This is a genomic window from Weissella hellenica, assembly GCF_005405545.1.
GTDB lineage: Bacteria > Bacillota > Bacilli > Lactobacillales > Lactobacillaceae > Weissella > Weissella hellenica.
This window is the reverse complement of record NZ_BJEG01000007.1, coordinates 48,502-69,822: the sequence shown is the minus strand read 5'-3', so window position 1 is coordinate 69,822 and position 21,321 is coordinate 48,502. Positions and strand designations below refer to the sequence as shown.

The 21,321-nt window shown below is 36.9% G+C and carries 20 protein-coding genes and 2 pseudogenes; 3 read left to right on the top strand and 19 right to left on the bottom strand.

Annotated elements, in window-relative coordinates:
• Positions 1-49 precede the first annotated feature (49 nt).
• The 4 genes from smpB to eno all read right to left on the bottom strand — a co-directional run bounded on the left by smpB (position 50) and on the right by eno (position 4,703).
• A complete protein-coding gene (gene smpB / locus FFM61_RS05115) occupies positions 50-520 on the bottom strand; it encodes an SsrA-binding protein SmpB (RefSeq protein ID WP_074427565.1) in 471 nt (156 codons plus the stop codon).
• Between the two features lie 19 nt (positions 521-539).
• Positions 540-2,897 (bottom strand): ribonuclease R, encoded by a 2,358-nt coding sequence (rnr, locus tag FFM61_RS05110; protein ID WP_074427564.1) that lies wholly within the window; start codon positions 2,895-2,897, stop codon positions 540-542.
• Positions 2,898-2,971: 74 nt separating this feature from the next.
• A complete protein-coding gene (secG, locus tag FFM61_RS05105; protein ID WP_042493739.1) occupies positions 2,972-3,211 on the bottom strand; it encodes a preprotein translocase subunit SecG in 240 nt (79 codons plus the stop codon).
• Positions 3,212-3,344: 133 nt separating this feature from the next.
• Positions 3,345-4,703 (bottom strand): phosphopyruvate hydratase, encoded by a 1,359-nt coding sequence (gene eno, locus FFM61_RS05100; protein ID WP_074427563.1) that lies wholly within the window; start codon positions 4,701-4,703, stop codon positions 3,345-3,347.
• 298 nt (positions 4,704-5,001) lie between these two features.
• On the opposite strand from eno, the gene FFM61_RS05095 reads away from it, so the two are divergent.
• Positions 5,002-5,715: a hypothetical protein gene (locus tag FFM61_RS05095; RefSeq protein ID WP_074427562.1), complete on the top strand. Its 714-nt coding sequence runs from the start codon at positions 5,002-5,004 to the stop codon at positions 5,713-5,715.
• Between the two features lie 70 nt (positions 5,716-5,785).
• On the opposite strand, the gene tpiA is transcribed toward FFM61_RS05095, so the two are convergent.
• The 13 genes and pseudogenes from tpiA to FFM61_RS05030 all read right to left on the bottom strand — a co-directional run bounded on the left by tpiA (position 5,786) and on the right by FFM61_RS05030 (position 17,682).
• On the bottom strand, positions 5,786-6,559 hold the full coding sequence (tpiA, locus tag FFM61_RS05090; protein ID WP_083194485.1) for a triose-phosphate isomerase: 774 nt from the start codon (positions 6,557-6,559) through the stop codon (positions 5,786-5,788).
• 148 nt (positions 6,560-6,707) lie between these two features.
• Positions 6,708-8,390, bottom strand: a pseudogene (locus FFM61_RS05085) (alpha-glucosidase).
• A 295-nt stretch (positions 8,391-8,685) separates the two neighbouring features.
• Complete coding sequence (ptsP, locus tag FFM61_RS05080; protein WP_137604611.1) at positions 8,686-10,413, bottom strand: phosphoenolpyruvate--protein phosphotransferase; 1,728 nt, start codon at positions 10,411-10,413, stop codon at positions 8,686-8,688.
• Between the two features lie 38 nt (positions 10,414-10,451).
• Complete coding sequence (locus FFM61_RS05075) at positions 10,452-10,718, bottom strand: phosphocarrier protein HPr (protein ID WP_074427559.1); 267 nt, start codon at positions 10,716-10,718, stop codon at positions 10,452-10,454.
• A 183-nt stretch (positions 10,719-10,901) separates the two neighbouring features.
• Positions 10,902-11,087 (bottom strand): protein YkzS, encoded by a 186-nt coding sequence (ykzS, locus tag FFM61_RS05070; protein WP_074427558.1) that lies wholly within the window; start codon positions 11,085-11,087, stop codon positions 10,902-10,904.
• 32 nt (positions 11,088-11,119) lie between these two features.
• On the bottom strand, positions 11,120-12,091 hold the full coding sequence (locus tag FFM61_RS05065) for a beta-ketoacyl-ACP synthase III (RefSeq protein ID WP_074427557.1): 972 nt from the start codon (positions 12,089-12,091) through the stop codon (positions 11,120-11,122).
• 88 nt (positions 12,092-12,179) lie between these two features.
• Positions 12,180-12,797: a histidine phosphatase family protein gene (locus FFM61_RS05060; RefSeq protein ID WP_074427556.1), complete on the bottom strand. Its 618-nt coding sequence runs from the start codon at positions 12,795-12,797 to the stop codon at positions 12,180-12,182.
• A gap of 108 nt (positions 12,798-12,905) precedes the next feature.
• Positions 12,906-13,859 carry a thioredoxin-disulfide reductase gene (gene trxB, locus FFM61_RS05055; RefSeq protein WP_074427555.1) on the bottom strand — a complete coding sequence of 318 codons (954 nt, stop codon included), beginning with the start codon at positions 13,857-13,859 and terminating at the stop codon, positions 12,906-12,908.
• A gap of 167 nt (positions 13,860-14,026) precedes the next feature.
• A complete protein-coding gene (gene galU, locus FFM61_RS05050; RefSeq protein WP_074427554.1) occupies positions 14,027-14,902 on the bottom strand; it encodes a UTP--glucose-1-phosphate uridylyltransferase GalU in 876 nt (291 codons plus the stop codon).
• 7 nt (positions 14,903-14,909) lie between these two features.
• On the bottom strand, positions 14,910-15,968 hold the full coding sequence (locus tag FFM61_RS05045) for an NAD(P)H-dependent glycerol-3-phosphate dehydrogenase (protein WP_174855262.1): 1,059 nt from the start codon (positions 15,966-15,968) through the stop codon (positions 14,910-14,912).
• A gap of 69 nt (positions 15,969-16,037) precedes the next feature.
• Complete coding sequence (gene hprK, locus FFM61_RS05040; protein ID WP_074427552.1) at positions 16,038-16,967, bottom strand: HPr(Ser) kinase/phosphatase; 930 nt, start codon at positions 16,965-16,967, stop codon at positions 16,038-16,040.
• 21 nt (positions 16,968-16,988) lie between these two features.
• Positions 16,989-17,366 (bottom strand): phage holin family protein, encoded by a 378-nt coding sequence (locus FFM61_RS05035; RefSeq protein ID WP_074427551.1) that lies wholly within the window; start codon positions 17,364-17,366, stop codon positions 16,989-16,991.
• Positions 17,367-17,508: 142 nt separating this feature from the next.
• Positions 17,509-17,682, bottom strand: coding sequence for a type II toxin-antitoxin system RelB/DinJ family antitoxin (locus FFM61_RS05030; RefSeq protein ID WP_074427550.1), 174 nt, complete (start codon positions 17,680-17,682; stop codon positions 17,509-17,511).
• Positions 17,683-18,245: 563 nt separating this feature from the next.
• On the opposite strand from FFM61_RS05030, the gene FFM61_RS05025 reads away from it, so the two are divergent.
• Both FFM61_RS05025 and FFM61_RS05020 read left to right on the top strand, forming a co-directional pair.
• A complete protein-coding gene (locus FFM61_RS05025; protein WP_074427549.1) occupies positions 18,246-18,695 on the top strand; it encodes a universal stress protein in 450 nt (149 codons plus the stop codon).
• A gap of 139 nt (positions 18,696-18,834) precedes the next feature.
• The gene (locus FFM61_RS05020) at positions 18,835-19,179 is read left to right on the top strand and encodes a hypothetical protein (RefSeq protein WP_074427548.1); all 345 of its coding nucleotides are present in this window, start codon (positions 18,835-18,837) and stop codon (positions 19,177-19,179) included.
• 188 nt (positions 19,180-19,367) lie between these two features.
• On the opposite strand, the gene FFM61_RS05015 is transcribed toward FFM61_RS05020, so the two are convergent.
• Positions 19,368-20,147, bottom strand: coding sequence for a peptidylprolyl isomerase (locus FFM61_RS05015; RefSeq protein WP_074427547.1), 780 nt, complete (start codon positions 20,145-20,147; stop codon positions 19,368-19,370).
• Between the two features lie 88 nt (positions 20,148-20,235).
• Positions 20,236-21,321: pseudogene (locus FFM61_RS05010) on the bottom strand (ABC transporter substrate-binding protein).

Below are 21,321 nucleotides of genomic sequence, written 5' to 3'. Positions count from 1 at the left end.
CGAAAGACTTATTTTATATTCTTTCGTCAATCATTAAATTTTCAGCCTACTAATAGCGTTTTTTCATCGTTCGATGTAAATCGCGATCCTGATCACGTTTTTTAATCGTTTCACGCTTATCATAACTGTGTTTACCAGTAGCAACACCAATCAATACTTTCGCAAAACCATGTTTTAAATAAACTCGTAATGGCACAATCGTTTTACCTTGTTGCGCAACAGCTGCTTGTAAGGTATCAATTTCTTTCTTGTGTAATAATAAACGCCGACTACGTAATGGATCATGGTTAAATCGATTACCTTGTTCAAACGGACTAATATGAACATTATCTAACCACGCTTGTCCATTACGAACTTGTACGAATCCATCCCCTATTGTAATCTTGCTAGCACGAACCGATTTAATTTCGGTTCCCGTTAATTCGATACCAGCCTCATATGTTTCAGCAATTGCATAATTATAGCGCGCTTTATTATTCGTGGCCAATGCGTCATTTGTACGTCGCTTTTTTTTAGCCATGATAACCCCCTAAATTGTCTTATGAATGGCGTCCCTTACGATTAGAATCTTGACGCTTGTCATCAGGCTTGCGCTTATTATGGTATGCACCAAATGGCTTACCATCATTATGTGTCTTACCACCCTTTGTTGAACGGTTACGCTTATCATTATGACGACGATCACCACGATTCTTGTTACCAAAAGCACCACGATTGTCTTCAGGTACTTTGATATCAGTAGTTGGTGCTTCTTCTGGATCTACTAACACAAAATCGATTGATGATTGTTCTTTATCAACACGAACAACACGTACCTTAACAGGTTGACCAATTTGGTAAATGTGATGCAAACGGCGTCCAATAAGTGCCATGTGCGCTTCATCATAAACATATTGATCATCGGTAAAGTTAGAGATATGAATCAAGCCTTCAACCGTATTTTCTAATGAAATAAACATGCCAAACTTCAAGACACCATTCACAACACCATCAAATTCCTGTCCGACCTTATCAAGCATATACTCTGCTTTCTTCATCGCATCTGTATCACGCTCGGTATCAACTGCCCGACGTTCCTTAACTGAAGTTTCTTCACCAATTTGAGCTAATTTATCAGCATACTTGGCTTGCGCTTCTTCACCAAGGCCGTTCTTTTCGTACCACTTGATTAAACGATGAACTGTTAAATCAGGATAACGACGAATTGGTGACGTAAAGTGGGTATAATAGTCTGCACCAATTCCAAAATGACCTAATGGATCATTAGAGTACTTGGCTTGTTTCATTGTCCGCAACATCATGGTTGACACCATTTGTTCTTCAGGACGATCTATAAAGAAATTATGAATGCTTTGCAAGTCTGTTGACTTAATTTTTTCAGGATCAATCTTAACCGGTGCACCCAATGCTTTAACAAAATCAACAAACTTTTCAACGCGGTCAGCGTCTGGTGATTCGTGAATACGATACAAGAATGGCACTTTCGCCAAATCAAAATGCATTGCAACCGTTTCATTCGCTGCTAACATAAATGACTCGATTATGCGTTCAGATAAGCCGCGTTCACGTAACTCAATGTCCGTGGGCTTACCTTGTTCGTCGACAATAATCTTTGCCTCTGGCGCATCGAATTCTATAGCACCACGCGCTGTACGCTTTGCCGCCAAAGCCTCATGTAATTCAGCCATATCTTCAAACATCGGCACCAATTCTGCATATTCCGCACGTGTTTCTTCATCACCCGCTAGAATGGCATTCACAGCTTTATAAGTCATACGCGCATGTGAACGCATCACTGATGTATGTAAACGATGTTTAACCAAATTCCCCTTTGGTGTAAACTCCATCTCTGCCGACATTGCTAGTCGATCAACACCTGGATTCAAAGATGCAATACCATTAGAGATTTTACGAGGAAGCATTGGAATGACACGGTCCGTCAAATAGACTGATGTACCACGATTATATGCCTCTTCGTCTAATGGCGTGCCTTCAACAGCATAATGAGAAACATCCGCAATATGAACTCCTAAATGAAAATTACCATTTGGCAACTTCCAAACCACAACGGCATCATCCAAATCCTTTGATTCAATTGCATCAATGGTTACTAGTGGTTGGTCCGTAATATCTTCACGACCTTCACGTTCACTATCTTGCACCTCATCAGGTATTTTTTCAGCTTGGTCCATTGCTGCTTTAGGGAAAACATGTGGTACATCATGGTTATAAACAATTTCCATGATATCAACCCCTGGTTCGTCTTTATAACCAATTTTTTCCACAATCGAACCCGTAAAGTGCTTTGGCATTTCAGCTGAAGGGTATGTTGCAATTGATGCCACTACGACTTCACCATCTGTTGCTGCTAAGCCACCTTCTTTAACTAAAAATTCAAATGAGGCAAATCTTTTATCAGTTAACCGAATGCTACCAATATAACCCGTATATGGGCTACCTAATGTAAATGCACCGACTACTTGTTCACGACCACGGGTGATGATTTCAATAATCTTTCCTTCAGGTCCACGTTTCTCATCACCCTTGTTAAGTAATTTAACACGAACTTCATCACCTTGCGTTGCAAAAGCTGTGTTGTCAGGATTAACAAAAACATCTGGTGCTGTTTCATCGTAATGAACAAAGCCAAATCCTTTATCATTCGCTTTAAATGTACCAATAACACCTTCATGTTCAGCATTGTATTGGAAAGCACCTGCCTCGTTGACTTTAACTTTGCCACTACGCTCTAAAGCAGCCAAAGACTGAACCACTAATTTAAACGCATTTGCGTCATCTAACCGCAACCCATCAGTCAAGGTTTGTGCTGGATAAGCCTGGGTTGGATTCCCTTTCAAAAAACCAAATAATTGGTCCTGTAAATTTTGTAATTCCATTGATTTCTCACTCTTCTTAAAATGAAAGACCCCTCGCAATACATGTCACGAAGGGTCTTGAGTACTGGTAATTTTTAATGTGAAGAAAGGTAAACTAGCGCCAATCCCAAAATAAACCAGATTGCTGCAAGAACAGTCGTGATACGCTGCATAACTGCAACAAATCCGCGGGCCTTTTGGGTTGCAAACAAGTCACCACCGCCACCACCTGACAATGCTGACAAAGCATCTTGTTGTTTTGATGGTTGCATCATAACTGCAATTATAATTAGCGCACCAACTATAATCATTGCCGTTAATAATATGTCGTACATCTTGGTGCCTCCTCTTTCTTCTATTTATAGTCTATATATACTTATATAGCATAACATAGGACTAAGTTTGTCTCAATAAAAAAAGTAAGACTAAGCTAATAATAGCCAAGTCTCACTTGTTTTAAATATTTAATTATTTTGCTTCGTAGTTAACAATTGCATCACGAGCAGACTTGTCAATGTTGTAGAAGCTGTTGATACCCTTGTATTCAGCAACCTTATCAGTTAACAAATCTTCAATGCGCATCAATTGATTGTACTTTGCAATACGATCTGTACGTGACATTGAACCAGTCTTGATTTGACCAGCATTCGTTGCAACAACTAAGTCAGAAATTGTTGTGTCTTCAGTTTCACCAGAACGGTGTGAAACGATAGCTGTATAACCAGCTTCCTTAGCCATTTCAATAGCTTCAACTGTTTCAGTCAAAGTACCAATTTGGTTAACCTTGATCAAGATAGCATTTGCTGCTCCCTTAGCAATACCCTTTGCTAAGAAATCAGTATTTGTAACGAAGAAGTCGTCACCAACTAATTGTACCTTGTTACCAAGACGATCTGTTAACTTAGCCCAGTTATCCCATTGCTCTTCATCATTTAGATCTTCTGCTTCTGCAAGAGGATCTTCGATTGATACAACTGGATACTTCTCTACCAAGTTTTCTAGATAATCGATAAATTCATCAGTTGTGTATTCCTTCTTATCAGGCTCACCATCTAATGTATAAATCTTACGTTCGTGATCGTAGAATTCTGATGAAGCAACGTCAAATGCAATCGCAACATCTTTACCTGGCTTGTAACCAGCACGTTCAATAGCTTGCAACAAGTATTGGAATGGCTCTTCGTTTGAAGCGAAATTAGGTGCAAATCCACCCTCATCACCAACAGCAGTCGAGTGACCTGATTCCTTCAACAAAGCTTGCAATGCGTGGAAAGTTTCTGAACTCATACGGATAGCTTCAGCAACAGACTTAGCACCAACTGGCATAATCATAAACTCTTGGAAGTCTACAGAATTGTCAGCGTGGGCACCACCATTAACAACGTTCATCATTGGTGTTGGCAAGACCTTTGAGTTAAATCCACCAAGGTAGTTGTACAATGGTGTACCAAGTTCATCAGCAGCTGCACGGGCAGCAGCAATTGAAACACCCAAGATTGCATTAGCCCCTAGCTTGCCCTTATTTGGCGTACCATCTAAGGCAATCATTGTACGGTCCAACAAAACTTGATCAGTAACATCCATACCAATCAACTTATCCTTGATTACCTTGTTAACATTTTCAACAGCCTTCAAAGTTCCCTTACCTAGGAAACGGCTCTTGTCACCATCACGTAATTCAACAGCTTCATTAACACCAGTTGAAGCACCAGATGGTACAATTCCACGACCGAAGCCACCTAGTTCAGTGTAAACTTCAACTTCAACAGTAGGGTTTCCACGTGAGTCCAAAACTTCGCGTGCGTAAATATCAGTAATTGCAGACATGTTGTCTTCTCCTTACTCATTCTTGAAAGTATAGTTATATGGGATTATCCCTCGAAAACTATTGTAACATAATTCAAAGTATATGCTAACAATGACCTTTTCATCAGTTAAAAAGTTCATAAATTAGTCAAATATCGGATATATCTATCATTAAAAACACTTTGCTTGTTCACTCTTTCAAATTCTAGACATTAATTTGCAAGTGATTTGTTGTCATTTTGTTACACTTTTGACCGTCATGTAATTGTTAATCACGTTAAACTAATTAAATCGAATGATTTTTTTGGGGGGATAATTTATGAAACGTACAATTTATACAATTTCACTACTAATTGGACTACTTTTTATCATTCCTGTGTGTTTTTTAAGTACCTCCCAAGCTTTCTCAGGTTGGTTAACCAACCCTGGAGAAGAAGTAACCCATTTACAATCACAAAAACAAGCACAAGCTTCGTCAAAATCTGAGTCATCCAAATTTAGTTCAAGATTAGCTGATAATGGTGTCTTTGTTACTGACTCACAAGAACAAACAACTAATACAAATAACCAAGCTGCTGTGCCAACGAGCACAAAACGTTCTTCACAAACACAAACAAGTCAGCAGTCATTTTATACTCAGACTTCTTCAGCTTCACAAAGCAACGCAAGCCAAACATCAAAAAATTCTAGTTCTAACACTAGCTCGCAACATAATCCCACTTCAAGTAGTCAAACAACTAGTATAAGCAGTAGTACCAGTGCTTCAGAAACGACTTCTTCGGCTTCACAAAGCACCTCTTCAGCCGTTACATCTTCTGATAGCAGTGCTTCACAAAGCACCTCTTCATCAACATCTAGTTCATCTGAACATAGTGATAGTTCTTCGCATAGTTCAGATAATTCAAGTAGTCATTCTGCTGATTCATCAAATGAATCTAACAATGATACTGACACGTCACAAATAATTGACGATGATGTCCCAGATGAAGTTACGCCATCCAAGCCGGATACGGCAATTTCATCAATTGATTAAATTGATTTAGTAAAATGAAAAAACGCTTTGTCCCACATCATAGGGGCAAAGCGTTTTTCATTTATTAACTTTAATTTCGTTTAGCCTGATCAGCTAAACTGATTAATTCTAGGAAAGTCGTTGCATCTAAAGCTGCATCCCCTACTAATACACCATCAATATCTGGTTGTTTTAATAAATCATAAGCATTAGCTGGTTTTACTGAACCGCCATACAAAATACGCACACGATCAGCAATATTCTGATTAAACATATCCGCAACTGTTTGACGAATAATTCGCAAGCTTTTTTGTGCATCAACTGGTGTCATTGCCTGCCCTGAACCGATTGCAGCAGTTGGTTCATACGCTAACAATATACGACTCATTTCCTGTTCTGTCACACCCTTAAGTGATTCCACCACTTGATTAACAATCCAATGCGCATGATCATTTAAAGATGATAGTTGGACAGCTTCATCAATCGCAATAATTGGTTCCACGCCATTTCTTAGCGCTGCTAATGTTTTCAAGTTAACCATTTCATCAGTTTCGCGAAAATAATTACGACGTTCTGAGTGACCAATAATAACTTTGCTTATCCCTAAATCAGCCAAGGCACGTGGACTAGTTTCACCTGTATAAGCCCCTTTATCTTGCCAATACATATTTTCCGCCCCAATTTCAATTGAAGTATCTTTAGCTGCCATAACCATTGTATTTAATAACACGTCTTGCCCTGCTAGTACAGCATCAACATTTGAATAACCATCCAATTTTGGTGCAACATATTGGATATATTGCGATACCTCACTTGGCAGTTTATTCATTTTCCAGTTTGCAATTACAATTGGTCGTCGTGACATCTTTATTACCATCCCTCATTATACTAAAACCAATTATACCACGCATAGTTGTGCAGAACTATTTACACTCAAACTAAATATAGCAACTCATTAAAAAATGCAAAATCATTCATTTCAAACGTGTTTTTTGCTTATATATTCATAATATTCATTTGATACCAAGCACTATTGCACTGTATCCTGACATTGTGACGCGATGTTGATTTATCACAATATCCCCAACAGTCACAAGTTGTTTACCTGGTTGTAACAACCCAAAGCGTGCTTTATTTGGTGATAAGTTTATCAATATCGTCAAAACTTGTTGTCCTAATGTTCGTTGATATCCAATCACGGTATCAGGTAATGACGTCAATGGCGTAAACGCACCCGACACTGCAAGTTTTTCCCAAATTTCATCATGGCGAATTTGTCCTAATTTTTGATAATAATGTAATACTGATGAATTATCTGTCTGTTCATCAGAAACATTAATACCTTGACGATCATTTCCCATCTTTAACCAGGGGGTAGTGTCTGAAAAGCCACCAAACTCAGAAGCATTCCATTGCATAGGCGTTCGTGCATTATCTCGTGATTTTGCATTTATTGAAGCTAAAGCTGATTCCTTTGAATAACCCACCTCTAATGCTTCATGATAATTATTAATCGATGACACATCGTTAAATTCTGCAATATCTTGCCGTTCAAAATTTTTCATTCCTAATTCTTGCCCCTGATAAATAAAAGGTAATCCTGGCAAGAAATAATACATTGTTGCTAATGCTTTGGCTGTCTGTGAAGTTTGATATGCCTTATTTGGCACCAATTTTGAGAGCACTCGTGGTTGATCATGGTTCTCCAAAACATTAGCCAATGTACCTTTAATATCAATTGCTGTTTGTTGTGCGTTAAACATTGCTTGGCGTAAATCTTTAACACGCCAATTACTGCGACCGCGGTACCACTCATCAGGATTTTAAACATCAATATTCATATATGAAAAATCAAAAATAGCTGAAAAATAACCATCAGGCCCGACGTATTTTCCAAGATCGCTATCCGGAACACCATATGCCTCTCCCACTGTTAAGGCATCATATTTATCAAAGGTTTCCGTTTTTAATTCACTCAAAAATAAGTCAATACCTGGACGATTTTGTCCCTTTTTAACAACCGAAACAAGACCATCAACCCCATCAGCGGGTAGACTTGCCCAGTCCAAATCCTTCTTTAAGTGCGTAATCGCATCAACACGGAAACCAGCAACACCCATATCTAGCCACCAGTTAATCATTTTATAAATTTCTTGTCTTAGCTTTGGATTTTCCCAATTTAAATCTGGCTGCTGAGGTGCAAATGTATGGAAATAATACGTTCCTGGTTCTCCAGGTACGGGCTCCCACGTAGAGCCACCAAAAATACTGCGCCAATTATTTGGAACTTCACTATCATTGGTTTGCTTAAAAATATAATAGTCACGATACTCGCTATCAGAATTTGCTAATGCATCAATAAACCATTGATGTTGATCAGATGTATGGTTTATGACCAAATCCATTATTACCTTAATATCTCTTTTTTTAGCTTCCATCAAGAATTTCTTAAAATCCTCTAACGTACCAAATTGTGGATCGATATCTTGATAATCAGCAATATCGTATCCCATATCAACCATTGGCGATTTATAGATTGGAGATACCCAAATCATTGTGACACCTAAATCTTTAATATAATCCAAATGATTAATCATTCCTTGGATATCACCAATACCATCATGATTGGTATCCTGAAAAGAACGCGGATAAACCTGATACACAACCTCATTTTGCCACCATTTTGTATTCATTATAAATCCCCCAGTTATTTATTAATGACTTTAGCTTATAGGAGACTTATTAAATATTCAATAATATAATTACAATAAAAGTAACCGCTTTCATTTATCTTATTTGAACTTTTTATAATAAAATTATCATGTAAAAATCTATTATAAATACAATTTGTTAGTTTATGCATATATAAATAAGCATATCGGGTTAGGATATGTTACCGATAACAGAATCTTATCAAAATTTAAAATTATCGCTAATTAAAAATGGAGATTATCTGTTATTTCAGATAATCTCCATTAAATATTATATTAACTAGTCCACTGAGACATTAGCTTGTACTAAAGCAATGACTTCATCATTAGTTTCAGAATCAACAGCCTGATCAGCTAACTTAGCCATTTCTTGTGTATCTAGTTTCTTCATCAATGAACGAGCTTGCAAAATTGATGTTGCTGACATCGAGAATTCATCCAATCCCATACCAACTAACAAGGGTACAGCAATCGGATCACCCGCCATTTCACCACACATAGCTGCAAACTTGCCATACTTGTGGGCAGAATCAATCACATTCTTAACCAAACGTAAAATTGATGGATTATATGGTTGATATAGGTATGATACACGATCATTACCACGATCCGCAGCCATTGAATAACCAATCAAATCATTCGTTCCGATTGAGAAAAAGTCCACTTCCTGAGCAAATTTATCAGCCAAAACTGCAGCTGCTGGAATTTCAATCATAATACCTAATTTGATATCATCTGAAACGGCAACTCCTTCTTCAACTAGCTTTGCTTTTTCTTCGTTGAAAATATCACGAGCTGCACGGAATTCAGGTACTGTCGCTACCATTGGGAACATAATCCATAATTGACCATAAACAGATGCGCGCAATAACGCACGTAGTTGTGTACGGAAAATATCATCACGATCCAATGAAATACGAATGGCCCGATAACCCATAAATGGATTTTCCTCTTCAGGTAATGGTAAATAAGGCAAATGCTTATCTCCACCAATATCCATTGTACGAACCGTTACGGGTTTACCATCCATACTTTCAAGCACTTTTTTGTATGACTCAAATTGCTCTTCTTCAGTTGGTAATTCAGCAGAGTCCATGTACAAAAATTCTGTACGATACAAACCAATTCCTTCAGCACCATTTTCAATAACGCCATCAAGGTCTTTAGGTGTCCCAATGTTAGCACCAAGCACGAATTCTTTGCCATCAGCAGAAACAGACTTTTCATTCTTCAACTTAGCCCATTCTACTTTTTTAGCAGCATATTCGTTACCTTTTTGTTGGTATGACTCAATTTCTGATGCAGACGGTTCAACTAAAGCAACACCATCTAAACCATCCAAAATTACGGTTTCACCTTCTGAAATTTCTTTTGTGGCCAGATCAGATCCTACAATTGCCGGAATTTCAAGTGTCCGTGCCATAATAGCTGCATGTGCAGTACGGCCACCAACATCAGTAATGAATCCTTTAACATAACGACGATCAAGTTGAGCCGTATCCGAAGGCGTCATATCATGTGAAACAACTATGACTTCTTCATTAATCAACGCTGGATTTGGCAATTCTTTACCTAGCAAGTGACTCAAAATGCGTTTTGTCACGTCACGAATGTCAGCTGCCCGTTCAGCCATGTATGGATTATCATCTGCCATAGCTTCAAACATACCAATATACATATCAGTAACAGCTTTTAGTGCTGCTTCAGCATTTGTCTTGTCAGTATCAATTTTGTCATTGATACTACTTAGAAGTTCTGGATCCTCTAATACCATAATATGTGCAGTAAATACTTCAGCTTCATCAGCCCCCATTGACGCTTCAGCTTTAGTACGAATTGTTTCCAAATCTGCCTTAGATGCCAAAAAGGCCGCATTTATGCGGTCTTTTTCACCTTGAGCATCGTCGATTGTGCGAGTCTCAAAAGACAGATCCGGGTCAACAAGCTTATATGCTTTTGCAATTGCAACACCATTAGATGCAGCAATTCCTGTAATTTTTTTAGTCATTACTCTGTTCCCTTTGAATCTGTTTATTTAATTACAAATTAATCAGTCAAACCTTCAGTTGACATTGTTTCTGCAATAGCTGCCAAGGCATCAGCCTCGTCATCACCTTCTGCAGAGATCTTAACGTCAGCATTTTGACCAACACCCAATGACATAACACCCATAATTGACTTCAAGTTTACGTCTTTACCTTGGTATGACAAGGTAACGTTTGATGAAAACTTTGAAGCTGCTTGTACCAACAAAGTTGCTGGACGTGCGTGGATACCAGTTTCGGCTACAATGTGAAATTCGCGTAATTCCATGGTGATAATCTCCTCTAAATTTAAATATTATTTCTAGAAATGGGCTTAGTGAATCAATACTTTCAACAATCTATTTTCAACTAACCTCTATAAACATTTTATCAGGTATTAAATACAATCGCAAGCGCTTACATATTTTTTTCATAAATATCCATTGAGTTATATTTATCAATAAATTTAATTCTATGATGCTTCGTCATTTTTTGCTGTATACGTGATAATACCACCTCGTTCAGCAGTAGCAGTAATTGCATTTTGATATGGGTAGTCACGCCAAACATTATAGAAATCTGAAAACTCTTTTGCAGTGACTATAAATTGATTTAATTCACCTGATCTAAGCTGATCTAACATCTGATTATAATCCATTTGGCCTCCTCACCTATATTATACCGTTAATTTTAAAATTGACACAAGATACTTCCATAAGTAAAACCAGCACCAAATCCAGTTAATAGCACTTTCTTGCCTTGCAAAGGCACTTGATGTCTTAGTTCATCTAAGGCCATGGCAATTCCAGCTGATGATGTATTCCCATATTTGGTTACGTTTGTAACAAATTTATTCATTGGTTGATTTAATTTTTTAGCCAACATTTCAATAATCCGCAAATTTGCTTGATGAGGAATAAAATAGTCAATGTCATCTGGCGTTAAATCATTTTGTTGCAATAAGTCATTAATGTGCGCTGGAATTAAGCGTTCTACTTCACTAAATACCTGACGCCCTTCTTGATGGAAAGCAGATGTTTTAGGGTAATTATTTGCAGATATTTCATTTAACGGTGCAATTAACCCAGAATGAACTACTTTTGAATTACCAATCGTCTGCATTTTCTCAGCAATTACAAGACTTTCTGATGAAGCTTCTAAAATAAAGGCAGCTGCGCCATCCCCAAAGAATACAGCAGACGTTCGGTCATTAAAGTCCATCATTTTAGAATTAACTTCAGCTGAAATAACTAAAGCATGTTTACCTGCATTGGCTTTCAAAAATTTATCGGCAGTACTTAAGCCAAACACAAATCCTGCACAAGCGGTTGATATATCATATGCCCACGCATTTTTTGCTTGTAAGTTTCTTTGGACTAACGCTGCGGTAGATGGTGCTAGTCCATCTGGCGTAAACGTTGTCACAATAATCAAGTCAATGTCGTCTGGCGTAAGTAACGTTTGTTCAAGTGCTTGTTGCGCTGCCTTAGTTGCTAAGTCTGAAGTATTTTCTCCTTGAAGAGATACATGTCTAGTCTTAATACCCGTATGTGTTTGAATCCATTCGTCATTTGTATCCATAATTGTTGCCAAATCATCATTGGTGACAATATCTTCGGGTACATAATGAGATGAGGCAACAATTTTTACGCCTTGCGCCATACTTTGATTTCCTCCTAAATACTATTACACGCTATTATACTTGTACAAACCAAAAAAAACATTAATTTTTAATAAAAATTACATTTCATTAATAGTGTTGATTAAAGAAATGCAGATACTGTTGACCATCAGTCGTCTGTGTCAATTTTGTCATACTAGCATTGTCCGGCTCTGGTAAATGTATGGTTGATGTCGTAACCCCAAAAACGGCCATTATTACTGCCTTAATCGTAAAGCCATGCGTGACTACCACAAGATTATCGTTTGGATAAGTTTTTGTCATCTCATCTAAAAAATTCTGTACACGTTCAACGACCTGTTCAAATGTTTCGCCGTCAGTTGCATATTTAACATATTCTGGCAAAACATCATGCATATTGTCATCAAACACATCCGGATATTCAGTCATTAGTTTCTGATTACTTTTACCATCCCATTGACCATACGAAATTTCTAATAATCTTTCATCAGTATGTAATGGTAATTGGGCTGTTTTATTTAATAGTATCGCTGTTTGTTGCGTTCTATTCAATGGACTAGCTACTAAATGTTGTGCAAAACCCAAATTAAAATGCTCTGCTAACCGTGTAACTTGTTGTATTCCCGTTTCATTTAACACTGTATTTTCAGTATTAATTTGGCCTTGTTTTAAACCGCTTGCGTTCGCTAACGTTTGCCCATGTCGTACAAAATAAAAGGTTGTCATCGTGTTATTCTCCTGTATTATCTAAAAAAGACTGGAACAAAAATTATGTTCCAGCCAAGTGATACCAAAGATTTTCAATAACCTCGCATAATTGGTAAGTATACCCAATTATGCCTTTGCTGCCTTTTGCTGCTTTAACTTAAATTCTTCGTTATATGAAAAGACATTTTGACCAGCTACGGCAGCATCACCTACAGCAGTGGTAATTTGACGTAGTTCCTTATCACGAACATCACCCAGTGCAAACATACCCGGACGCGCTGTTTCCATACGCTCATTAGTTTCAATCCAGCCTTGTTCATTTGTGACACCTAAATCAGCCACAACTTGTGATACTGGCAATACACCCACATAGATAAACACGCCAGCAGCATCAACATTATAAACTTCGTCCGTCACATTATTATGAACACGAACCCCAGTAACTTTTTTATCATCACCTAAAATCTCTTCAACTTCAGTATTCCAAACAAATTCAATTTTTTCGTTGGCAAATGCACGGTCTTGCAAGATTTGTTGTGCACGTAACTTATCACGACGGTGGAAAACGGTCACTTTATCAGCTAAGCCGGCCAAGTAAGTTGCTTCTTCCACGGCTGAGTCACCACCACCAACAACAATGACATGTTGATTACGGAAAAATGCCCCATCACATACTGCACAGTATGATACACCACGACCAGCATAGGTATCTTCACCAGGAACTGCTAATTTTTTATAATCAGAACCAGTTGCAACGATAACCGTATTACTCGTGTACTCATCCATATCAGTTACCACATGCCATGAACCATCTGCTTGTGCTTGAACATGCAGAACTGTTCCAAAAGCATATTCTGCACCAAATTGTGTTGAAGATTTATACATATTTTCGGCTAAGTCAGGGCCTAAAATACTACTAAAACCAGGGTAGTTTTCTACTTCAGCTGTATTATTCATTTGACCACCATAAATACCGCGATCAATCATCAATACAGAAAGATTTGCACGCGATGCATACGTTGCCGCCGTCATACCACCAGGTCCTGCACCTAAAATTATTGTGTCATAATGTTGAGCCATAACAACACCTCCATCTTCAAATACTTTATTTTACTATTTCCTAATTACTTCTACTACATTTTACCTTCTTTTAAACAGAAAGCAAGCCGTTTGCTTACTTTTTGTTAATAAAAATGAAACTGTAAGTATTTTTATCATACCAACAGTTTCATTGTTATTTTTTCAAATTAATCTAATTTATTAGCCAAATCTTTAATGTAGCGCTTCAAAGCCTCAGCTGTTTGTGGGTGCTTCAAACCAAATTCAATATTAGTTGTCAAAAAACCAATCTTTGATCCAATATCATAACGGTCACCCTTAAATTCATGCGCATAAACATGTTGACGCTTGTTTAACGTATCAATTGCATCCGTTAATTGGATTTCATTACCTTTACCAGGCTTTGTGTTTTCCAACTCTTCAAAAATTTCAGGTGTTAATAGATAACGGCCAATGATAGCCAAATCTGATGGTGCATCTTCAGGCTTTGGCTTCTCCACAAAGCTATTAACTTGGTGAAGTCCATCAGCAACTTCCTTTTCAGGTGCAATAACACCATATTCAGAAACTTGATCATGTGGCACCTTCATAACGGCTAAGGTTGACTCACCTGTTGTATTATAACGGTCAATCAATTGCTTTGTTAGTGGTTCATCATCATGCATCAAATCATCACCTAGCATAACAACAAATGGTTCGTCCCCAATAAATGACTTAGCAGTCAAAACAGCATCCCCCAAACCGCGTGGATGTGATTGACGAATAAAGTACAAGTTAATATCTGTTGTTTCTTCAACAATCTTCAACAACTCGTCCTTACCCTTATCACGTAAGTTATTCTCCAACTCAGGATTTGAATCAAAGTGATCTTCGATAGAACGCTTTGACTTACCATCAACAATCACAATATCTTCAATTCCTGAAGCTAATGCCTCTTCAATAATAAATTGAATAGTTGGCTTATCAACGATTGGCAACATTTCTTTTGCTAATGCCTTAGTCGCTGGCAAAAAACGTGTTCCTAATCCTGCGGCTGGAATAATTGCTTTACGTACTGGTTTCATGATTTAATTACTTCCCTTCTTGTGAGACTGGCCGTCCCATTAATAACTGCATAACATTTTTAACATCTTCATTATCATAAATAACACGATACATAGCTGAAGTAATTGGCATTTCAACATGTTTCTTTTGTGCTAGTTCATGCGCAACTTTGGTTGTTGAAATGCCTTCAATAACCATCCCCATATCAGCCACAACATCGCTTAGCTGCTTTCCTTGGCCCAATTGCACACCTGCGCGATAATTACGTGAATATACTGATGTTGCCGTTGCAAACAAGTCTCCAACACCAGCCAAGCCCATAAATGTAATTGGATTTGCACCAAAAGCCTGCCCAAGACGACTAATCTCAGCTAATCCTCTTGTAAACAATGCCGCTTTAGCATTAGCATCATATCCTAAGCTTTCCAACGCACCGGCTCCGATAGCAATCACATTTTTAAGAGCTGCTCCGATTTCTGATCCCACCACATCTGTGTTGGTATAAACACGGAAAATTTGATTGCTCAATACATTCTGTACGTATTTAGCAACCGCTAAATCGGAACTGACTGCCGTTATTAGCGTTGGATCGTGCTTGATAACCCCTTCAGCATGCGAGGGACCAGCGATAATACCCAATCCGCCTAAGTATTTACATGGAATTTCTTCGGCAAGCATTTCAGATATCCGCTTATAAGTGACTGGTTCGATACCCTTAGTTGCTGCCATAACAACAACTTTATGGTTAGTTTCCTTTAAAATTGTAACTAACTGTCGCGCAACTTCACGTGTCGCCTTAGTTGGTACAACACTCAACACCAGATCGGCATCTGCAACTACTTGCTTCATATCAGCAACTGCGATGACACCTTCATTAATTGGGTGTTCACCAAGATATTTTGTATTACGATGTGTTTCGTTAATCTCATCAACTTGTTCAGCACGATGACTCCACAAACGGACAATATGACCATTTTCAGCGGCTACATTTGCCAAAGCGGTTCCCCAAGAACCGGCACCTAAAACTGCAATAATTTCGCGACTCACGAGATTCCTCCTTGTTACTAATATCCCTGAGAATACCATAATAATACCACATCTTAATATCTTGGCAATCAAAACTTAAGGTTTGACTACCTGTCTATATTGAAAATATTATTTTGAATTATCAGAAATTAATTTATTTAAGTTATTATTAAATGTCTGAGTTGCATCAAATCCCATTAATTTAGCACGGAAATTTTTCGTTGCTGTCTCAACTAAAACAGCTAAATTGCGTCCAGCCTGAACAGGGAGAACAAAGCGTGGTAAATCAACACCCTGTATGGTCATCACTTCCTCACCATTCCCTAAACGGTCAACGTCTTGATCATCATGCCATTTGGCAAGATGCAAATTAAACGCAATTGTTGCATGTGAACGAACTGCGCCAGCACCAAACAAATCCATCACATCAATGATACCAACACCACGCAACTCCATTAGGTTTCTTAGAATTGCTGGTGGTTCACCTACCAAACGCTCTTCATCTTGCGCATAAACATCCACTCTGTCATCTGCAATTAGACGATGCCCACGTTGTACTAATTCTAAGGCCGTTTCTGATTTACCAACACCAGAATCACCGGTAATTAAAACACCCAAGCCAAAGATATCAACTAAAACCCCATGAATAGATTCACGTTCTGCTAGACCACCACTTAAGAAATACGTCATATTAGCCAAAATTTTAGAAGAAGTCAATTCAGTTGCTAATACTGGAATATGATTTTCCTTTGCAGATTGCATAAATTCATCTGGTAATTGCCGACCTGTCGACACAACAAATGTTGGGGTATTTGGTTGCATCATTTTCCTTGCAATCAATAACAATTCTTCGTGATTCATACGGTGCGCAAATGACGTCTCCGTAATCCCCATTAACTGAATACGTTCTGGTGCATAGTAATTAAAATATCCAGTCATTTCTAGACCAGGGCGTGAAATATCTGGTGTCATTATTTTTCGATCTAAATATTCCTCACCTGCCACAATTTTTAGACGCGTATTGTCTAACAAATCTTTAACTGTTAGTTCTTTTGCCATCTTTAATTCCCCATCTTATGCCTATTGATTATTTTTATTGAAATAATTAGAAATGATTAGATTAACAAGTGACATTATAATCGCAATAAATACTGCCCAACCGAAACTAGCAAACTTAAAGCCGTCCCCAATGACCCAAGACGTTAACCAAAGCACCAAGCCATTAATCACCAAACCAAATAATCCAAATGTCAAAATGGTAAATGGTAATGCTAATAAATGTAGCACTGGTTTAACGAGGGCATTTAAAATACCTAAGATAAATGCCGCTAAAATCGCTGTCCAAATACTGCTGATATAAAGACCATTTCTAAACAATCCTGCCATTGCTAATAATGTAATTGTATTAATAATAATGCGTTGCCAAAAAGAAAAATTCTTAAAAGTAACTGTTTTCATAAAATTCCTCCAGTTATTCTTAATAAACAGTATATCAAAATTACAGTTATATTTGGCTAAATGTCTTGCGAATTATTCTTTAATATATATTAAAAAGCGGAAATGAAAAAAATTCATTTCCGCTAATATTGAAAATCTTTAATTAATGTTGTTCTTTGGCCCTAAATAAATCATCAAATGGTGATTTCCCACTATGCGCAACTTGCGTTAAAAACATTTTAACAGCTTGTTGTGTGGTTAGCCCATTTTCTTTAAAAACATTATCCGCTGCATTACGGACCTCTTCTTCAACACGTATTTGAATTAATTTTTCCATTGGTGCATCCCCCTTGTACCTTATTAAATATATTCAACCCATGCTTTATTATATACCATTTTACGGAAAATATCTTATTTCAGCATAGATTTGAAATACAAAAATTTTATTTATATAAAAAGATGCACTGTCTCATAATAAGACAGTGCATTTAGATTGGCATTGCTAAGATTGACGCGTCTTAGCTCACGTGATGGTTACCCATCAGTCAACGTACACCCAATAGCTAAGCTAAAAGTAGTCATGTGCAGCAATCCGAGTTCCACAACTCGTTTTGCATCCTCCAGTATATACGACTGTTAATGAGGACCGTTTATAAAAGATCTATTATGATCTTTCTCGACTCATCGCATAAATAGAATTATAGCACACAATATTAATTTAAACAATCTAATAAATCATTTAAAATAATATTGTGCGCAAATTCATATTTTGTATGAATTATGCATTAAAGATGTCACCTAATTTAAAAGATTGCGCTCACATTTGACTATTATTAGGTATATAATACAGGTATAAAATAATTTATTCAAACATAATACCTTATAAGGATGGTGACTTCCATGGCAGAGGACAAGATTGCATACAAGAACATATTGGCTCCTATTGATGGATCAAAAATTTCTAGCGTCATAATTGAAAAGGCTGCTGCAGTTGCTGTGCGTAACCAAACTGCTCTAGATTTGTTGTATGTTATTGATACAAACTCAATTTCTGGTCTAGCTGGTATGTCAATATCTGGTGACGTTGTTTATCAATTAGTACAAGATGCTGAAGAAAAACTAACAAAATTCGCCCAGATTGCTCGTGATAATGGTGCAGAACAAGTTAATATTCACGTTCGTTTCGGTTCACCAAAGGCGGTTATCGCCCGCGATTTCCCACGTGATCACGATACTGGTTTAATCATGCTTGGTAAGTCAGGATTAAATACATTAGAGCGTATTCTGGTTGGATCAGTTACATCATTTGTGGTACAAAATGCTAAAACAGATGTTTTAATTGTTCAATAAACTGTAAAGAGCCGGCTACTTCGTAGTTGGTTTTTTTATTGTCTATCCAACTTAATTTAATATTACTTAATGGACTTTTATTAAAATCAGGTTATAATAATTCTATGTTTTTAATCATTATTAACACAGGGGATGTACTATGAAAATTATTGGAAATACTCTAGAAACAATTCATAAATTTAGACACGGACACGTTAGCCAACATTGGTTAAATGATCCATTTTTAACTTCGACAACCTCACTAGGTGCCAATCGTAATATTAAATTACAGCTACTTTACTTAGACATTAATGATACTTTCTATCTCGTTGAAAGTACTTCAGCTATGTCTCATTCGTTACAATACCAGGATGGCGCGATTGTTATTTCGGACTGGTCACCAGCCGATTTTGCTGGTTTACTTCGTAGTTACAATAAACCTGGTTTTGATAATTATTTCCAGTTAATTGTTACTAATACTGCCCTAGCCTACTCAAATTCTTAATCTAGCATCATTTATAGCCTAAATAAAAAAAGTTGGGATATCTTCTTTTATCCCAACTTTTTTCTATTTAAAAATAGCTTAATTATGCGCCTGCAATTTTTATAGCATAAGCACGTTCCGAAAGTCTGAAGCCTCAAAGTGGCTTTCGTCTCGCTCTCTTTTAAAGGCTATTAAACTAATAAAGCGAACTAAGAATTTTTATCAATTGTTATCTTTAAAATTTTATCTGGGTTAACTGGTGTTGATTTTTCGGAATTATCCGCATTATCTTTAACTTCAGCAGCTGCAATTTTATCAACAACATCCATACCACTAATAACTTGCCCAAAAACAGTATAATTACCATCTAATGATGGATTACCACCTTTTTTATACGCATCAATAATTTTATCAGGATACTTTGACTTTTTTAACTGGGTTGCTGAATTCTCATGATTTTGATTAATAAAAAATTGTGAGCCGTTTGTGTTTTCACCAGCATTAGCCATTGAGACTGCGCCCCTTATATTATACAGATTAGGCGAAATTTCATTCTTAAAACCTGAACCATCATCAATTTTTTCATTTTTATCCCGCCAAATCGATGCCCCACCAGTTCCTGTACCAGTTGGATCACCACCTTGAATCATGAAATCATTAATGACACGGTGAAAAATTGTCCCATTATAATAATTTTTTTGAGAATGCTTAACAAAATTTTTCACAGCTAACGGAGCATATTTATTAAATAATTTCAGTTTAATATTTCCTGCTGTTGTTTCGATTGTCACAACTATTTGGTTTTTATGAACCCGTTTTGATAATTGCGGCAATGATAATTTATTTAATTTTGTTTTTGAAAGAGATTGCTGTTTTTCAGAAATCTCATCGTTAGTTGAATGTGCCGATTGAAACGCAATCGTCAGTCCTAAAACAACAAAAATACCTGCAACTAATGCGACAATCTTTTCTGACTTGCCTTTCTTCATTATGTTAACTCCCATTCTTAATTAACTTTCTTTATTAACACCATTTTATAATGTAATGCTTAGCATAAAGATAAAATTTGACTTGAAATTAACGATTCGTCATCTTAAATTCTAAGAAATAGTCATTATACTTACCGACCCAATTTGGCCCTAAGTCTTCATATACTTCCAGTTTTGACAATGTTTTATCATCAGGATACCAAGATGGATTATTTTTAGTTGCTTGCGGTAATTGTTTAACTGCCTTTTTATTCGATGTTGCATAACCGACATAAATAGCATTTTGTTTTGCATTAGCTGGTTTACTCATAAAATTCAAAAATGCATAAGCTGCTTTTTTATTTTTAACCGTTTTAGGCATCACAATATTATCAAACCACAAGTTACCACCATCGCTAGGAACAACATAATGCAAATGTTTATTCTCAGAAATCATTTCTGCCGCATCACCTGAGTAATCAACTGCAAGTGTTGCTTCTTCTTGTGCCATATACGTCTTAATCTCGTCCGCAACCATTGCCTTAACGTTTGGCATTAATGTATCTAGTTTCCCTTTAGCCGCAGCTAATTCAGGGATACTTTTTGTATTAACTGATTGGCCGCTAGATGCTAAAGCCATCCCCATAATATCCCGTGCAGAATCAATTAACATAATACTCTTTTTGTACTTAGGCCGCCAAAGATCATTCCAAGTTTTAATTTCATCTGGTTTAATATATTTGTCATTATAGACAATGCCTAACGTCCCCCAAAAATACGGAACAGAGTATTTATTGCCTTTATCAAACGCTTGATTCATAAACTACTTATCATAATTACCAAGCCCAGTTAATTTTTCATGATCTAATGGTAACAAAAGGTTAGCAGCCTTCATCTTTTGAATCATATAATCTGACGGTACTGCTAAATCATAATGTGTGCCACCTTGTTGAATTTTAGTAAACATTGCTTCATTAGAATCAAATGTTTCATAATCAACTTTATAACCTGTTTCTTTTTGAAACTTTTTTAACAAATTTGGATCAATATAATCTCCCCAGTTATAAATTGTTAATTCCTGATGACCATTATTTTTAGTGCCAACATTTTCAGTGTGTTCTAAAAAGATATTAACCCCAAATAATGCTAACGTGGCACCTAATATAATCGTTGTTAACCAAATGATTTTTTTCAT

Bases quoted from the DNA above. Each gene is read 5' to 3' on its own strand.
- smpB (WP_074427565.1), bottom strand. From the start codon at position 520: ATGGCTAAAAAAAAGCGACGTACAAATGACGCATTGGCCACGAATAAT.
- rnr (WP_074427564.1), bottom strand. From the start codon at position 2,897: ATGGAATTACAAAATTTACAGGACCAATTATTTGGTTTTTTGAAAGGG.
- secG (WP_042493739.1), bottom strand. From the start codon at position 3,211: ATGTACGACATATTATTAACGGCAATGATTATAGTTGGTGCGCTAATT.
- eno (WP_074427563.1), bottom strand. From the start codon at position 4,703: ATGTCTGCAATTACTGATATTTACGCACGCGAAGTTTTGGACTCACGT.
- FFM61_RS05095 (WP_074427562.1), top strand. From the start codon at position 5,002: ATGAAACGTACAATTTATACAATTTCACTACTAATTGGACTACTTTTT.
- tpiA (WP_083194485.1), bottom strand. From the start codon at position 6,559: ATGTCACGACGACCAATTGTAATTGCAAACTGGAAAATGAATAAACTG.
- ptsP (WP_137604611.1), bottom strand. From the start codon at position 10,413: ATGACTAAAAAAATTACAGGAATTGCTGCATCTAATGGTGTTGCAATT.
- FFM61_RS05075 (WP_074427559.1), bottom strand. From the start codon at position 10,718: ATGGAATTACGCGAATTTCACATTGTAGCCGAAACTGGTATCCACGCA.
- ykzS (WP_074427558.1), bottom strand. From the start codon at position 11,087: ATGGATTATAATCAGATGTTAGATCAGCTTAGATCAGGTGAATTAAAT.
- FFM61_RS05065 (WP_074427557.1), bottom strand. From the start codon at position 12,091: ATGGCGCAAGGCGTAAAAATTGTTGCCTCATCTCATTATGTACCCGAA.
- FFM61_RS05060 (WP_074427556.1), bottom strand. From the start codon at position 12,797: ATGACAACCTTTTATTTTGTACGACATGGGCAAACGTTAGCGAACGCA.
- trxB (WP_074427555.1), bottom strand. From the start codon at position 13,859: ATGGCTCAACATTATGACACAATAATTTTAGGTGCAGGACCTGGTGGT.
- galU (WP_074427554.1), bottom strand. From the start codon at position 14,902: ATGAAACCAGTACGTAAAGCAATTATTCCAGCCGCAGGATTAGGAACA.
- FFM61_RS05045 (WP_174855262.1), bottom strand. From the start codon at position 15,968: ATGGTATTCTCAGGGATATTAGTAACAAGGAGGAATCTCGTGAGTCGC.
- hprK (WP_074427552.1), bottom strand. From the start codon at position 16,967: ATGGCAAAAGAACTAACAGTTAAAGATTTGTTAGACAATACGCGTCTA.
- FFM61_RS05035 (WP_074427551.1), bottom strand. From the start codon at position 17,366: ATGAAAACAGTTACTTTTAAGAATTTTTCTTTTTGGCAACGCATTATT.
- FFM61_RS05030 (WP_074427550.1), bottom strand. From the start codon at position 17,682: ATGGAAAAATTAATTCAAATACGTGTTGAAGAAGAGGTCCGTAATGCA.
- FFM61_RS05025 (WP_074427549.1), top strand. From the start codon at position 18,246: ATGGCAGAGGACAAGATTGCATACAAGAACATATTGGCTCCTATTGAT.
- FFM61_RS05020 (WP_074427548.1), top strand. From the start codon at position 18,835: ATGAAAATTATTGGAAATACTCTAGAAACAATTCATAAATTTAGACAC.
- FFM61_RS05015 (WP_074427547.1), bottom strand. From the start codon at position 20,147: ATGAAGAAAGGCAAGTCAGAAAAGATTGTCGCATTAGTTGCAGGTATT.